This window comes from Paenibacillus sp. JT31N7 (assembly GCF_059692095.1).
The window spans coordinates 1633996-1649156 of record NZ_JCAUAT010000001.1 but is presented as its reverse complement, the minus strand read 5'-3'; the positions used below and the strand labels follow the sequence as shown (position 1 = coordinate 1649156).

The following is a 15161-nucleotide window of genomic DNA, read 5'->3' as shown; positions in this document are numbered from 1 at the left end:
ATGACGGGGCGCAAAGACTGGGATACTTACTTCATGGATATCGCATACATGGCTTCAACGCGCTCGCAATGCAGCCGCCGGCATGTCGGGGCGGTACTCGTGCAGGGCAAAAAGCTTCTCGGCACAGCGTACAACGGAGCCCCGATGGGAGTCCCCGACTGCTCCGAAGAAGGATGCATGCTTGTCGAGGAGTATGAGCTGCACGTTGTAGAAGGTAAGGAAGAAATGATCCGCAAGCAGCGCTGTATCCGCACGATTCATGCGGAGCAGAACCTGCTTTTGTTCACCGACCGCGAAGACCGCGAGGGCTCCAGCGTCTACGTGACGGACCAGCCGTGCTGGACGTGCTCGAATATGCTGGCCAACAGCGGGGTGCGCGAGATCGTATTTCACCGGCCTTATCCCAAGGACAGCGACAAGGTGAATGCCTTGATGGCTGCGAGGGGAATCGCTTTCCGCCAAATACAGGGATACGAGTCGCCCGAGGGAACGGACCACCGGATTGTCAACTGAATGAGTTCGGCGAACGGCTCGTTGTCTGCTGGATAGAATCCCGGCAAGCCGTTTCACTGAACGGACCACAAATAGCGTGAGGAAGAACCTCCGCTGCTCCAGAAGAGCAGCGGAGGTTCTTCTTGTTGTCCGGCGGCATGTGGGTGACTAGCGGCATGCAACGCCACACCGCGCACTGGGAGCTGCGCGCGGTGTGTAAGGTTGTGCGGACATCAAGAAGCGGTCACACGGTTGTGCGTGGAGAAATTGCCTTTTCTCCGTTGAGGCGGTTTTTAATGGCCAAGGATAGAGGGGGGAGTCCCTCGATTGTCTGTCTTTTCCGGCGGCTGTCCGGAGTTTCCGCAACCGGCGAAGTCGGCAGCTGGTCCAATCGACGGACACAACACGTTTTTCGTATTTAGTCCGAACGAGTATGTCTGACAACAAAATACAAGGAGGATATGAGAATGCGTTTAAACCGTAATGACCTAGTAGGTTTGTCGGTTTTGTGGGTTATCGGCTATGCGGCGGCCATCTACACCTCCAAACCGTGGATGACCGTCTGGAGCGGCGCAGCTTTCGCCGCCGCGGCCGCGGGTGTCATGGCGCTTCGTCTGCCGAAGCGCCGGTGGATCGCTGCGGTGCTCGTCGCTGCCGCAGCCTGCTGCTATTACGCCGATACGGACCGGCGTAACAGCACCGCTCTGCCCGCCGCAGCCGCGGCTGCCTCCCACGGCAGCCAGGTGAGCGTGGCGGGCACGCTGGCCTCTCCTGTCGCCGTCGACGGCGACAGAGCCTCCTTCGAGCTGCGCGTCTCGCAGCTCGGGGAGAGCGGCAGCGGTACGGTCGCTGCCGCAGGGGCTCCGCCGGAGGAGCGGGTGCAGGTGTCCCTGCGCCTGCTGAGTCCGGCGGAGCAGACCGCCGCCGCATCCTGGCGGCGGGGAGACCGGCTCGCCATGCGGGGCGAGCTGCAGGAGCCCGCTGCCGCGCGGAATTTCGGCGGATTCGACTACCGCCGCTATTTGCGCCAGCAGGGCAAACACTGGCTGCTGGTCGTTAAGGGCGCCCAGCAGGTGCAGCACGGTCCGCCGGCGTCCTTATCCGCCGTTTTCACGAGTCCGCGGCAGGCGGCCGACCGCCTCCTGCGGACGACGGATGCCCTCCGCGGCTATCTGGGAAGCCGCATCGACCGGATTTTCACGCCCGGGCAGGCGGGCTTCATGAAAGGCATGCTCATCGGATTAACCGATGATATGGACCCCGACCGCTACGGCCAATTTTCCAATCTCGGGCTGACTCATATTTTAGCGATTTCCGGGCTGAATGTGGCCGTTTTTCTGGGCGTTCTGATCTGGATGCTGAAAAGGCTCGGGCTGCCCAAAGAAACGTATCTGCTGGTTGCCGTCTTTCTGCTGCCTCTGTATATCCTCCTGACGGGAGCTTCCCCGTCCATTGTCCGGGCGGGTCTTATGACGATGATCGGCCTGCTGGCCGTCCGTAAAAACCGGATCAAAGATATTTTGCAAATTGCCTGTCTAGTCGGGCTGGGGCTTCTCCTATGGAACCCCTATTATTTGCTGGACGTCAGCTTTCAGCTTTCTTTTCTGGTGACGCTCGGATTGATTGTCGGCGTTCCCCGCGTTACCGCTCTTTTGCCCTTTAAGAACGGCGTACTCCGCAATACCGCTGCCATTACCCTTGTGTCCCAGCTTGTTTCGTTTCCCGTCTCCATCTATTATTTCAATCAATTCTCGCTGCTTTCCTGGCTGGCTAACGCGGCGCTCGTGCCGGTCTTCAGCCTGCTCATTTTCCCGGCGGGTTTAATTGCGACATTTCTTGGACTGTTGTATGTTCCGCTGGGCCGTTTGGGGGCCTGGGTAACCGAAATCGGGACGGGGGTTGTTTTCCGCATTGTAGAGTGGCTGGATCAGTGGGAGGGATTCCGTACGATCTGGCCGTCCCCTTCGATTATTTGGATAGCGGCTTACTACCTTCTTCTTGCCGGCATTTGCGCGCTCCTCGAACGTCTGGTGCGGAGCCGCCGTGTTCAAGAAGGGGAGGACAGGCCGCGGCTGGATGTACCGGCTCTCGGGCAAAGGATGTTCAACCGGCACGGTAAATCTCCTACCGCTGTAATCGCGCTTGGTTTTTGCTGGCTTGGTCTCCTTTACTACGGCTATACGCCGGACCGCTGGAGCTCGGAGGCTTATGTGGATATGATCGACGTGGGACAGGGAGACAGTATTCTCATACGGACTCCAGCGCATAAATATATCCTGGTAGACGGAGGAGGGACCGTGTCTTTCCGCAAGCCCGGAGAGGAATGGAAGCTGCGCAGGGACCCATACGAGGTAGGCAGGAAAACGCTGGTTCCCCTTCTGAAAAAAAGAGGTGTCCACAAACTCGATGCCGTTATCCTGACCCATGAAGATGCCGACCACAGCGGGGGACTCCAGGCTGTCCTGGAGGATATTCCGGTGGAGACGTTCATTTTCAACGGCACCTACAAGTCCGGTCCGCAAGTAGAGAAGCTGTTCCGTACCGTTGTCGATAAGAAAATCCCGCTTATTTCCGCCGCTTATGGGAAAACACTCCGGATGGACAACCGGACACGGCTCGACTTTCTTGCCCCGCTGCTGGAAAACGGGCAGCTTCGGGAGGGGACGGATTCGTCCCATGACTCGCCCGGACACGGGGAGAATGTACTTCCCGGTCAGCAGACCGGAGGAAAAGCCGGAGCCGACCCTGTACAGGCGGCTGCACAGGATATTACCGGTTCCACCGGAGACTCCATTGTTCTGGAAAACGAGCAAAACGGTGTTTCCGTCGTTTTTCTGCTGGAAATGGAAGGGACAAGATGGCTTTTTACCGGGGATATGGATGTAAAAGCGGAGCGCCGCGTCATGGAACTTTTGCAGTCGCGGAAATCCGTGAAAGAAACGTACGGAACGAAACCTCCGCAGTCTGACAGCGGCACGAAAGAACCGGACGGCACGGAAAACGATATCCCGCCGACCCCGGGGATCGATGTTCTCAAAGTGGCCCACCACGGCAGCAAAACGTCAACCGGCAGCGACTGGCTCGGCTACTGGAAGCCCCGGAACGCGCTTATTTCCGCAGGGGTTAAAAATATGTACAGGCATCCTTCGCCGGACGTTGTCGCAAGACTGGAAAGAAATGATATCCGGGTACTCCGGACGGATTTACTGGGCGAGATCCAACTGCTAGTAAAAAACGGGAAGATATATGTCCGTTCGGTATTGTCCGGCAAGCCTTTGGTTCCGCGGGAAAGTTAATCCTCCTGCCGGAAACAGGAGATGAGGCGCACTGCCGTGTGCGTTTGGGATTTTCCGTACTGTGCGAGGCTCCACGCGGATGCTTGGCGTCGCATGCGATGGTTAACCACATGCAGGGTGCACATGATACTTTGCATGACGGGGATCTGGCCGTCACCCTTAGCGTATGGCTGAAAAGCCGTTATGCGTTGCCGCACTGCGCGCAGAGAGCTTTCCGCGGTACGAATGGAACACCACATGCCCCCGGATTCGCGGGCATTGGAATTTTTTTTGCGGACGGGAGCCGATTTAAGGTTATTTTCAGCCGGAAGAAACATTTTAGCAACAATCTTGTGCTATTGTTAAGGGACGGAGTTTTTTGATGCGGAAGATTCATCCGGGAGTTGGGAATTGTTCGCTTATTACGCGTACTTTCCCCGTTTTGTTAATTATCTCCGGCAAAAGTGTACCTGCGGAAATTTTTTTGCTATTCTTATAGAATGAAAGTCCTAAATTTGATGATAAGTTGCAACATTCGTGAACATAGATGCGTCTGTATAGTTGCAAGAGAGGGGGATTCTTGTGGTAGCGCCCGAAATGGTAAAAGCGGCACAATCGGGTGACCGGGAAGCGCTAGTTACCTTATTAAGACAAATTGAAACCCATGTCTACCGCACGGCTTATTACCTGCTGGGTAATGAGCAGGATGCCCTCGATGCCTCACAAGAAGCGCTTATTCGTATTTATACGAAAATCCAATCTTACGAAGAGAAAGCTCTCTTTAAAACATGGGTTCAGCGCATTGTGACCAATATCTGCATCGACAAATTCCGCAAGACGAAGCCGACCGTATCCATTGAAGAACACGAACTTACGTTCACCACCCCCAAGGACGTTGAGGACGAAGTGATGATCGGTTACTTGGCGCAGGATATTCAAGAGGCTATCGAGAAACTGCCCGAGCACCACCGATCGGTCGTTGTTTTGCGGTATTTGCAGGATTTCTCCTATCACGAGATTGCGGATTGCCTGGGGCTTCCGCTGAACACGGTTAAATCCTATCTTTTTCGGGCGAGACAGCAGCTTCAAGGGTTACTTCATGAATATCAGAAAGGAGGTGTTCGGGGATGAATTGCAAAGAGGTGAAAGAGCTGATGCAGAGAGATCTCGACGGAGATTTGAACGATCTGGAGCGGCAGCGTCTCAACCAGCATGTTCAGCAATGTTCGGAATGCAGCACCATGCTGCAGCGGCTGCGCATGCTTTCCGAGGAATTGGAAAACCTTCCGAAAATCATGCCGCCATTCAGTATTGTCGATTCGATTCTTCCGCAGCTTGAGCGGCTGGATGGAGAAAAATCCAACCATCGCGAAGAAGCTGCAGGTCTGTCTCGCGCAGTCGGCCGTTCCCCGCGTTCCCCGGAACAGCTTCCTTGGACGCGCCGCATCGCTGCGCATGTTTCCTGGAAAACAGTCAGCGGCGTTGTGGCCGCCGGCTTTGTACTCGGATTTTTCGCGTTTAACATGGAACGTCCGGCTCAATCGGGTCCGGCAGGCATGTTTTCGGCTTTGACCGGAGCGAAGACGGAAAACGCAGATACGGTGGCAAAATCGGTGCAGCCGACACCCGTAGCGGATGCGAGCGGGTCAGGCAAGCAAGGCGGCGGCACGCCGACAGAGCCGCCTGCGCCCCAGTCACCGGGAGATTCCAAAAGCGCCGGCAAGTCGCAGACGGATTCAAACGGCGAAGGGAATCAGACGGACCGTTCCGCATCGACCGGAGATACAGGCAAGGGAAGCGGTGCAGGACAGCAGAAATCGGATTCGGAGTCTCCGAAAGAGCCAAGTTCTCACAAGGAACAACCAGGAACGGCTTCTACTCCGCAGCCGGATAAACAGCCCGATGCTTCTTCGAACGAAGGCAAAGGCTCCGGCGGTACCGGTAATCCCCCTACGGACCGCGGAATATCCGCAGGCTCGGGCGATACGACTGGCGGTACTTCGGAATCGGGAGACGGACAGACGGGCGGTAAGATCGCCACGACCGATCCGGACAAGAAAGATACCCGCGACACGTTCACTGCCGAAGGCACCGGAGGAACGTCTCCCGACGGTAAGCTGAACGCGAAGATCGAAGAGCGCAAGCTTACGATCGTCAAAACGGACGGCAGTTCCGTTTACGTATCCGCCAAGCAGTGGAAAGAAACCGATACGCTGCGGCTTGTCGGCTGGAACGGCAACGACGAATTCGTCTACGAAGTAAACAGCGGCAGCACGAAGCAGGAGTATGTCGTCTCCTTGAAAACGAAGCAGGAGCGTGCCAAATAAGGCATGCTTCTTTTTGTGTCTGACACGCACATTTGGCGGGGTAGCGCGTATGCTGTATTAACAATCGGTAAAAAAGAAGTTATCGCATCGCAAAGCTGAGGAGAACGACAGGAGAAAACGCGGGTTTACTGTCACTCGGTCAAGAGTTTCTAGAGCTCTTCTCCGGTGTTTAAATAGATGCTGTTCGCATGGGTAACGTGCGGTGGCAGCGTATTCTCTTTCTGCTCGGGCAAAGGGATTACGGCAAGACGGTGGGATTCCGTTTTGACGTAATCCCTTTGTCATTGGTAAGATGGGAGCAGGGATGTATACAGAGGGGAACGAACGAATGGATTACAAACAAGCCTTAAAAAGCATAGAGGACGAACGATACGCTCCGGTTTATGTCAGCTACGGAAGCGAGTCTTATTTGATCGAGCAGTTTATCCGTAAACTTACCGATAAAATGATCGAACCCGAACATCTGGATTTTGCGGTAAGCAAATACGATTTGAATGAGGTGCCGGTGCAGAACGTCATTGCAGACGCCGAGACGCTGCCTTTTATGGTGCCCCGTAAATTGATTATAGCCGGGAATGCCCAGTTTCTCACAGGCAGCAGGGACAGCGGGAAAATCGATCACCACCTGGACCGTTTAACCGAGTATTTAGCGGCTCCCGTCGATTTTACCATCCTTGTCTTTACGGTTTCCGCGGACAAGCTCGACGAGAGGAAAAAGCTGGTGAAGCAGCTCAAAGAAAAAAATGCGTTCGTGCCCTGCCTTCCGCTGACGGCCGAAGAGCTGCAAGCCTGGGTACGCCGGCAGGCGAAGCGGGAATCTTTCGAGCTTGCGGACGGAGTCGTGGACCAGCTCGTCCTGTACACAGGCGGGCATCTTCAGTCGCTGGCCGCGGAGATAGAGAAGATATCCCTCAACGTCGGGCGTGGAGGGACAGCGACCCCCGAGCTGATCGATTCTCTCGTGGTTCGCAGCACGGAGCAGAATGTGTTCATTCTGATCGAACAGGTTGTCCAGCTGCGGCTGGATCGGGCGTTCGCGCTTCTGGAGGAGCTCCTTAAGCAGAAAGAAGAGCCGATTAAGATCGTCATGCTGATGGCCCGCCAATTCCGGATCATGCTTCAGGTGAAGGAGCTCTCCAAGCAGAGCTATTCGCACCAGCAAATCGCAGGGCAGCTCGGCCTGCATCCTTATGCCGTCAAGGTGGCGGAGGGACAAGCCCGGGCTTACGATATCGAAAAGCTGAGCCGGATCGTGTCGCAGTTGGCCGATCTCGATTTTAAAATGAAGAGCGGCGGCATCGACAAAGTGCTCGGCCTTGAGCTTTTTCTTCTCGGCCTGGCGGCTTAAAGCCCTGCCGGGAAACCGGCCTGAAGCGGAGCTTCCCGCTCGAAGAAGGGACTTGGACGGGCTTTCTGCCCGGCGGGGGCTAAATCTGGGAGCCGCTGCCCCCGGTCCGGTCGTTCCGGCCGTTCCTTTTGTACGGCCGGACCGGCAAGGCGAGGCCGATCCTTTCACGGCTGACCAGCGAAGTATTACGCCGATCCTTTGCGGACGGCCAGCCTCGATATGTGTACAAAAAAAGACCGGAGCCTGGGGCTCCGGTCTTTCTTATCACCTATGTGTAGGTCCTGCTTATTAGCCTTGTGCAGAAACGGCGTTGAGCTTCTTCGCTAAACGGGACTTCTTGCGGCTAGCTGCATTTTTATGGATTAATCCTTTAGAAGCTGCTTTGTCCAATTTTTTGGTAGCGTTGATCAGAGCTTCTTTAGCGGAATCTACGTTATTGCTGGCAACCGTTGTTTCGAAAGCTTTAACAGCTGTACGAAGAGCGGACTTCTCGGAAGCATTGCGCAGGCGACGTTTTTCACTTACTTTCACTCTTTTGATCGCGGATTTGATGTTTGGCATTGACATTCACCTCCTACTTCAGGTACACAATCGAACGTTTTCCATGATTGTTGACAACTCTAAGTATTCTACCACGCTGAATTTTAAAAATCAATAGCTGACGGGAAGCTTTCCGTACCCGCTTTCCAAGAACGTTCATCGGTATAAATTAGGGTCGGTGTCCGCAAACTAGGGTCATGCAGAATGGACAGGAGGAGATCTTAATGGCGGATCTTAGCGCGTATACGGTCCGGACCGATCTTGCGCTCGAGGCGAGAGAACTGGCGTCCGAAGCAAGGAAAAGCCCCGAAATACCGGGAGTGGTCTCGGATATATGGGAAGATAACGGCATGCGCATTACTCAGATTCGGGTGTTGAACGATGAAGGGGCACAGGCCATCGGCAAGATGCCGGGGCAATATATGACGATCGAAGTGCCTGATTTGAGAAAAAAAGATACGCAGCTCCAGGACCGCGTAGCTACAAAGTTCGCCCAGGTGTTCGAGCAGTATTTGCAGAAAGCGGGAATCGGCAAAGATTCCAAGGTGCTCATCGTCGGACTCGGCAACTGGAATGTGACGCCCGATGCGCTCGGTCCGCTTGTGGTCGAAAATATCCTCGTGACACGGCACTATTTCGAATTGATGCCGGGCCAGGTGAGTCCCGGCTACCGTCCCGTCAGCGCGGTGGCTCCGGGCGTACTGGGCACGACAGGCATTGAGAGCAGCGAAATCGTCGAGGGTATTGTCGAGAAGTCGAGACCGGATCTCGTGATCGCCGTGGATGCTCTTGCTTCGCGCGCGCTGGAGAGGGTGAATACGACGATTCAGATCGCCGATACGGGCATCAATCCCGGTTCGGGTATCGGCAACAAACGCCGCGGCCTGACCCTGGAGACACTGGGCGTGCCGGTTATCGCAATCGGTGTGCCGACGGTCGTGTACGCATCCACGATTGTAAATTCGTGCATCGACATGATGCAGCACCATTTCCGCACTCAGACGTCCAACACGCATGAGATTCTCGGTATGCTGGACGATCTTCCGGAACAGGAGCGGTTGTCGCTTGTCCGCGAGGTGCTGAATCCGCTCGGGCACGATCTTCTCGTCACCCCGAAGGAAATTGACGAATTTATCGAAGATATCGCGAATATCATCGCTTCGGGGCTGAATGCGGCTCTCCATGAGGCGGTAGATTCGGCTAACGTGGCCGCCTATACGCATTAACAAACGAAGAGCACAGCGAGGCTGCAGGCCGGTTCCTCAGGGAACCGGTTTTTTTGCGCGTGCGGCCGGCGGATTTATTTTCGGAGAGAGAGTTCTAGCGAAAGGGCGAAGTTCATAGATTGGGAGTAGATAGATTCGCCGCCGCGAGGCGCGAGGCGCCTAAATCCGGACATGTTCAAGCCCATTCGCTAGGAGGAACCCCCATGAAAAGGAATGCCGTCACCTTCAATTTTAGCAAAATCCGCCAAACGTTCCAGAGCGCCGGAGCCATCGGAAAGACAACGATATCGCTCAGTTTGTTTACTCTCTGCCTGTTTATTCTGCTCGGAGTCGGAAGCATTCTGCAATCGAGGCTGTCCACATCTCCGGTTTCATCCATGAAGGGGCTGGCCGCTTCGATTTCCAACCAATTTTTTATCGACATGCTGGGTTTGGAAGTCCCTCATTTGAGGAAGGATTACCGAAAGTTCACGTTTTCCCAGCAAAATATGATGAGCTTCGCCGTCCGGTTTTTGACCGATGTGAACCCCGGCGATCCGAAAAGCCTCATTGCCCAGGAGGTGCCCGGCCTGAAAGCGGACAAGAGCACGGTGCTGCGAGCGGGCAAAGACGGCGATGCAAGCGGTCCGGTCGAATACACACCCGCGGAAGGAGCGGTAAACGGGACAACCGGCGGCAAAGCTCCGGAAACAACCCCCGTCCCTGCTCCCGCGCCAAGCCAGGCACCGGCGGACCAGAAGCCCAAAGGACCGGGCCGGAACATCGCCTTCATTTATCAGTCTCACAGCAACGAATCGTTCCTCCCCGAGCTCAAAGGCGTTACCGATCCGGATAAAGCCTACGACGCCAAAACGAACGTGACGATGATCGGCAAGAAACTGGCGGAAGCATTGGAAAAAGAAGGGGTTGGGGCTGTCCATTCCGATGCCATATACCCGAATATGGTTAAAGATTTCAAATATGCCTACTCCTATAAATATTCACTCCAGACGCTGGAAACCGCCGCGAACGCACACCCGGACCTGAAGTTTTTCTTCGACATCCACCGCGATTCCCAGGAGCGCAAACGCACGACGGTTACGCTGAACGGCAAAGATTATGCTCAGGTGTACTTTATCCTGGGAGGGGACAATCCCAAGTGGAAAGAAAACGAAGCTTTCGCTGGGAAAATCCACGATGCGCTGGAAGCGAAGGCGCCCGGCGTTTCCAAAGGCATTCACGCGAAGACAGGCCACGAAGTAAACGGCGTCTACAATCAGAACTTCTCGCCGAACAGCGTGCTGATTGAAGTGGGCGGCCCTTACAACTCTTTGGAGGAATGCTACCGGACGGTGGATCTGCTGGCAAAAGCGGTGTCGGAAGTGATTCTGGATGCGGAGAAAGTAACGGCGCCTGCGGAAGGCCAAAAGTCGTAAACCGCGTACCGGTAAGGCTGGAAGCGCAGCGGACGGACATCAAATCAAGCAAAAATTCAAATAACGAACCGGAGGGATCATCATGCCGCGCTGGTACTGGAAGCTGTTCGTATACGGAATTATCCTTTGCTTCTGCACAATGTTCGGAGTAGACCTGGCCTCGCGCGGCATGAACCGTATCGAGGGTCCGGCAGGCGGCTCCGGGGGGACGGCGCAAACAAGCGGGAGAAGTCCCGCTGCTCCCGGTACCCTGCCGGAGGAGACGTCCATCCGGACGGGAGGCGGCAGGAGCGGCGGGCAGCAGCCTGCGGCTCCAAGCGGGGCACCGGGACAGGGGGCTGCTGCGCCGAGCCCGGCGTCAGGCCCGGATGCGGCGGCCGGCAACACCGGCTCCGCCCGGACGGCGGAAGGCACCGACCGGCCTGCGGTAACGCCGTCGCCGCCGAAGCCGAAGCCGAAGCCGACGCCCCGTCCGCTCGGGACGGGAGATCCGCTAGAGGCGGGATCGGTAAACCACCTCGGCAACAAGCTGGGAGATTTGCTGCAAATCACCGCTCAAAGCGGGATGGACGGCGTGGTTTCAATGTTCGAGTGGGTCGTCAAATAAGGCAAAACACCCCATAACGGTTTAGCATTGCCGCAGCCCCGCCGGACTGATATAATAAAAGGTACTGTATGTAACTGTGTGGGGGTTAGGCATGACTGACATTCGGCAAAGACAAAAGCAAATTCGAAACTTTTCGATTATCGCACATATTGATCACGGTAAATCTACGCTCGCGGACCGCATCCTTGAATTCACAGGGGCTCTTTCGTCCCGTGAAATGCAGGAGCAGGTGCTCGACCAGATGGACCTTGAGCGGGAACGCGGTATCACCATCAAGCTTCAGGCGGTACGCCTGAACTACAAGGCCGATGACGGTCAGGAATATATCCTGAACCTGATCGACACTCCCGGACACGTCGACTTTACGTATGAAGTTTCGCGGAGTATGGCGGCCTGCGAAGGCGCGCTGCTCGTTGTGGACGCGGCCCAGGGGATTGAAGCCCAGACGCTGGCCAACGTATATCTGGCCCTGGACAACAATCTGGAGATTCTCCCGGTCATCAACAAGATCGACCTGCCGAGTGCCGATCCGGAACGCGTCAAGCAGGAAGTGGAAGACGTGATCGGACTGGATGCGAGCGAAGCGGTTCTGGCATCGGCCAAAGCCGGTATCGGCATCAAGGAAATTCTGGAACAGGTGTGCCAGAAGGTACCCGCACCTCAGGGCGATCCGGACGAGCCGCTCAAAGCGCTCATCTTCGATTCCCACTACGACCCGTACAAAGGCGTTATCGTGTACGTGCGTGTCGTGGACGGCGCTATCAAGGCCGGCACGAAAATCAAGTTCATGGCGACAGGCAAAGTCTTCGACGTGATCGAAGTCGGCGCCTTCAAGCCGCGTATGTCTATCGTAGACGAGCTGAACGTCGGCGATGTCGGCTTTATCGTGGCCGGGATCAAGAACGTCGGCGATACCCGCGTCGGGGATACGGTCACGAACGCCGTTAAACCGGCGGTGGAACCGCTGCCCGGCTACCGCAAAATCAATCCGATGGTATTCTGCGGGCTGTACCCGATCGAAACATCGGATTACAACGATCTGCGCGAAGCGCTCGAGAAGCTGGAGCTTAACGACGCGTCACTCACTTACGAGCCGGAGACGTCCTCCGCGCTCGGCTTCGGTTTCCGCTGCGGATTCCTGGGCCTTCTCCATATGGAGATCATCCAGGAACGCATCGAGCGCGAATTTAACATTCCGCTTATTACGACGGCGCCAAGCGTTGTTTACCGCATCACGATGACGAACGACGAGATCATGGAAATCGACAACCCGTCGAACTATCCGGATCCGCAGCGGATCGAATTCGTTGAGGAGCCTTACGTGAAGGCGTCGGTTATCGTGCCGAACGACTTTGTCGGCGCGATCATGGAACTGTGCCAAGGCAAGCGCGGCGAGTTCATCAACATGGAGTACCTGGATACGAACCGGGTAACGCTGTCTTACGACATTCCGCTTGCGGAAATCGTGTATGACTTCTTCGATCTTCTGAAATCGCGGACGAAGGGTTACGCCTCGTTCGATTATGAAATTTCCGGGTACAAGAAATCCAACCTGGTCAAAATGGACATTATGCTGAACGGCGAGCAGGTGGATGCCTTGTCTTTCATCGTTCACCGGGACGGTGCCTACAACCGGGGCCGCATTATTTGCGAAAAGCTCAAAGAGCTTATCCCGCGGCAAATGTTCGAAGTGCCGATTCAAGCCGCAATCGGACAGAAAATCATTTCGCGCGAAACCGTCAAGGCGATGCGGAAGAACGTTCTGGCCAAATGTTACGGCGGCGACATCTCGCGGAAACGGAAACTGCTGGAGAAGCAGAAGGAAGGCAAGAAGCGGATGAAGCAGGTCGGCAGCGTGGAAGTGCCGCAGGAAGCTTTCATGGCGGTACTCCGTATCGACGACAACTAATCACCATGTATGACCGAAAATAGGAGCCGCCGAGCTCCTATTTTTATTGCCTTCGATCTTTTCCGCTTTTCATAGTACAATGAAGGAACGGCCGTGAGGCCCGACCCTTTCCGGAAAGGAACTACCCGCAATGAACACACGTTATACCGCCCCCGAGGCGGTTTATATCCATATTCCTTTTTGCACGAACAAATGCTTCTACTGCGATTTCAATTCCTATGTCCTTAAAGGCCAGCCCGTCATGGACTATCTGGATGCTCTCGAGCGAGAGATGGAACGTACGGTGCAGGCGCAGCCGCCCGGAAAAATCGCGACGATCTTCGTGGGAGGAGGCACGCCGACGGTTCTGCTGCCGGATCAGATGGCGCATTTTCTGAAACTGGTGAAAACATATTTCCCGGATCAGCACGAGAATCTGGAATTTTCGATGGAAGCCAACCCCGGGACGACGGATCTCGAAAAACTGGCGGCGATGAAAGAAGGCGGCGTCAACCGCATTTCGTTCGGCGTCCAGTCGTTCGACAATGGCCTGCTGGAGACGATCGGCCGCATTCATAATACGGACGACGTTTACCGGAGCCTGGAAAATGCGGCGAAAGTGGGCTTCGACAACATGTCGATCGACCTGATGTTCGGGCTGCCCAACCAGACGCCGGAGATTATGGAGAAGACGCTGAACGAAGCGCTTGCCCTTGATCTCAAGCATTATTCGATTTACAGCTTAAAGGTGGAAGAGAACACCTTGTTCCACACGATGTATCACAAAAACCAGCTTCCGCTTCCGAGCGAGGACGATGAACTGGACATGTACCTGCTCATTATGCGCCGTCTGAAAGAAGCGGGCTACGGACAGTACGAAATCAGCAATTTCGCGCGTCCCGGTTACGAAAGCCGGCATAACACGACCTACTGGCGCAATCAGCCTTACTATGGCCTTGGCGCGGGGGCTCACGGCTACGCCGAAGGTCACCGCCATGTCAATGTCAAAGGCGTCCAGCCTTATATTGACCGGACGAAGGAAGGCCTCCCGCACCTGGAAAGATTCCCCGTCACGCAGCAGGAAGCGATGGAAGACTTCATGATGGTCGGCCTGCGTCTGCTGGAAGGAATCAGCGGAGACGATTTTACCGCTCAATTCGGTGTTCCGGTAGAGGAGAAATTCGGCGGGATTCTGGACAGTCTGATCAAACGCGGGCTGCTGGAACGTGCCGGAAATAAGATCCGTTTGTCGGAACAAGGAATTTTGTTCGGCAACGACGTGTTTGCCGCCTTCCTCGACTAGCGGCATGTAAGGGCCGGGCATAGGCAGGAGTACGCTCGCCATTTACGCTTTAAAATCCGCTCGAAATATTACAAAAAGCCACTTGTGCGATTATGCATGCTGATGTATATTTATTCAATATACATGTTGCGTGTAAAGATCGCACAACTGGCTTTTTTGATTTTCTCCGGTTTTTTCATATATTTTCAGCAGGCGAATGGTGGGATGCGAGATGACAGTGGCTTGCCGCAGAGCAGCGGAAGACGATATAGAAGAACTTGTACATATTATACAAGGTTATGCACGACAGGGGATTATGCTCCCCCGGGACCGCGAGATGGTCCGGCAGCATTTGGATACCTTTGTTGTGGCGGTGGACGAAGGCGCGCTGATCGGCTGCGGGTCGCTCACGAGACTGGGTGAGAATCTGGTGGAAATCCGCTCGTTGGGCGTTTCCGAGGATTACAAAGGCCAGGGCGTCGGAACCAGACTGGTGGATTTCCTGCTGGATGAGGCGCGCCGCCTAAGCATTACGAAGGTGATGGCCCTCACGTACGAAGTAAAATTTTTTCAGAAAAACGGCTTTAGAATCGTGCCGAAACATATCTTTCCGGAAAAAGTGTGGACCGACTGCATCCACTGCAAAAAACAGTACTGCTGCGACGAGATTGCGGTACTCCGGGAGTTGGATTGAACTTGACAACAGGCCGAAAGGTCTGTTATTTTTGTAATAGGAATTAGCACTCGTTAAGGTTGAGTGC

Annotated in this window: 12 protein-coding genes; 11 read left to right on the top strand and 1 reads right to left on the bottom strand. The window is 55.1% G+C overall.

Annotated elements, in window-relative coordinates; translation table 11 throughout:
* The 5 genes from AC58P5_RS07440 (at position 1) to holA (ending at position 7442) form a co-directional block, all read left to right on the top strand.
* Positions 1-513 carry a deoxycytidylate deaminase gene (locus AC58P5_RS07440; protein WP_497385490.1) on the top strand — a complete coding sequence of 171 codons (513 nt, stop codon included), beginning with the start codon at positions 1-3 and terminating at the stop codon, positions 511-513.
* Positions 514-959: 446 nt separating this feature from the next.
* Positions 960-3788: a DNA internalization-related competence protein ComEC/Rec2 gene (locus AC58P5_RS07435; RefSeq protein WP_497385489.1), complete on the top strand. Its 2829-nt coding sequence runs from the start codon at positions 960-962 to the stop codon at positions 3786-3788.
* Between the two features lie 576 nt (positions 3789-4364).
* The gene (locus AC58P5_RS07430) at positions 4365-4898 is read left to right on the top strand and encodes an RNA polymerase sigma factor (RefSeq protein ID WP_254634720.1); all 534 of its coding nucleotides are present in this window, start codon (positions 4365-4367) and stop codon (positions 4896-4898) included.
* The gene (locus tag AC58P5_RS07425) at positions 4895-6094 is read left to right on the top strand and encodes an anti-sigma factor family protein (protein ID WP_497385488.1); all 1200 of its coding nucleotides are present in this window, start codon (positions 4895-4897) and stop codon (positions 6092-6094) included. The genes AC58P5_RS07430 and AC58P5_RS07425 overlap by 4 nt, the downstream gene beginning before the upstream one ends.
* 328 nt (positions 6095-6422) lie before the next feature.
* Positions 6423-7442 (top strand): DNA polymerase III subunit delta, encoded by a 1020-nt coding sequence (gene holA / locus AC58P5_RS07420; RefSeq protein WP_497385487.1) that lies wholly within the window; start codon positions 6423-6425, stop codon positions 7440-7442.
* A gap of 288 nt (positions 7443-7730) precedes the next feature.
* Here holA and rpsT read toward each other — a convergent pair whose 3' ends face one another.
* Positions 7731-8003 carry a 30S ribosomal protein S20 gene (rpsT, locus tag AC58P5_RS07415; RefSeq protein WP_497385486.1) on the bottom strand — a complete coding sequence of 91 codons (273 nt, stop codon included), beginning with the start codon at positions 8001-8003 and terminating at the stop codon, positions 7731-7733.
* 203 nt (positions 8004-8206) lie between these two features.
* On the opposite strand from rpsT, the gene gpr reads away from it, so the two are divergent.
* The 6 genes from gpr to AC58P5_RS07385 all read left to right on the top strand — a co-directional run bounded on the left by gpr (position 8207) and on the right by AC58P5_RS07385 (position 15094).
* The gene (gpr, locus tag AC58P5_RS07410; protein WP_497385485.1) at positions 8207-9208 is read left to right on the top strand and encodes a GPR endopeptidase; all 1002 of its coding nucleotides are present in this window, start codon (positions 8207-8209) and stop codon (positions 9206-9208) included.
* Between the two features lie 203 nt (positions 9209-9411).
* Positions 9412-10623, top strand: coding sequence for a stage II sporulation protein P (gene spoIIP / locus AC58P5_RS07405; RefSeq protein ID WP_497385483.1), 1212 nt, complete (start codon positions 9412-9414; stop codon positions 10621-10623).
* 82 nt (positions 10624-10705) lie between these two features.
* Positions 10706-11230: a hypothetical protein gene (locus AC58P5_RS07400; RefSeq protein WP_497385482.1), complete on the top strand. Its 525-nt coding sequence runs from the start codon at positions 10706-10708 to the stop codon at positions 11228-11230.
* 91 nt (positions 11231-11321) lie between these two features.
* The gene (gene lepA, locus AC58P5_RS07395) at positions 11322-13139 is read left to right on the top strand and encodes a translation elongation factor 4 (RefSeq protein WP_497385481.1); all 1818 of its coding nucleotides are present in this window, start codon (positions 11322-11324) and stop codon (positions 13137-13139) included.
* A 130-nt stretch (positions 13140-13269) separates the two neighbouring features.
* Complete coding sequence (gene hemW / locus AC58P5_RS07390) at positions 13270-14421, top strand: radical SAM family heme chaperone HemW (RefSeq protein WP_497385480.1); 1152 nt, start codon at positions 13270-13272, stop codon at positions 14419-14421.
* A gap of 211 nt (positions 14422-14632) precedes the next feature.
* Positions 14633-15094 (top strand): N-acetyltransferase, encoded by a 462-nt coding sequence (locus tag AC58P5_RS07385; RefSeq protein WP_497385479.1) that lies wholly within the window; start codon positions 14633-14635, stop codon positions 15092-15094.
* Positions 15095-15161: the final 67 nt, after the last annotated feature.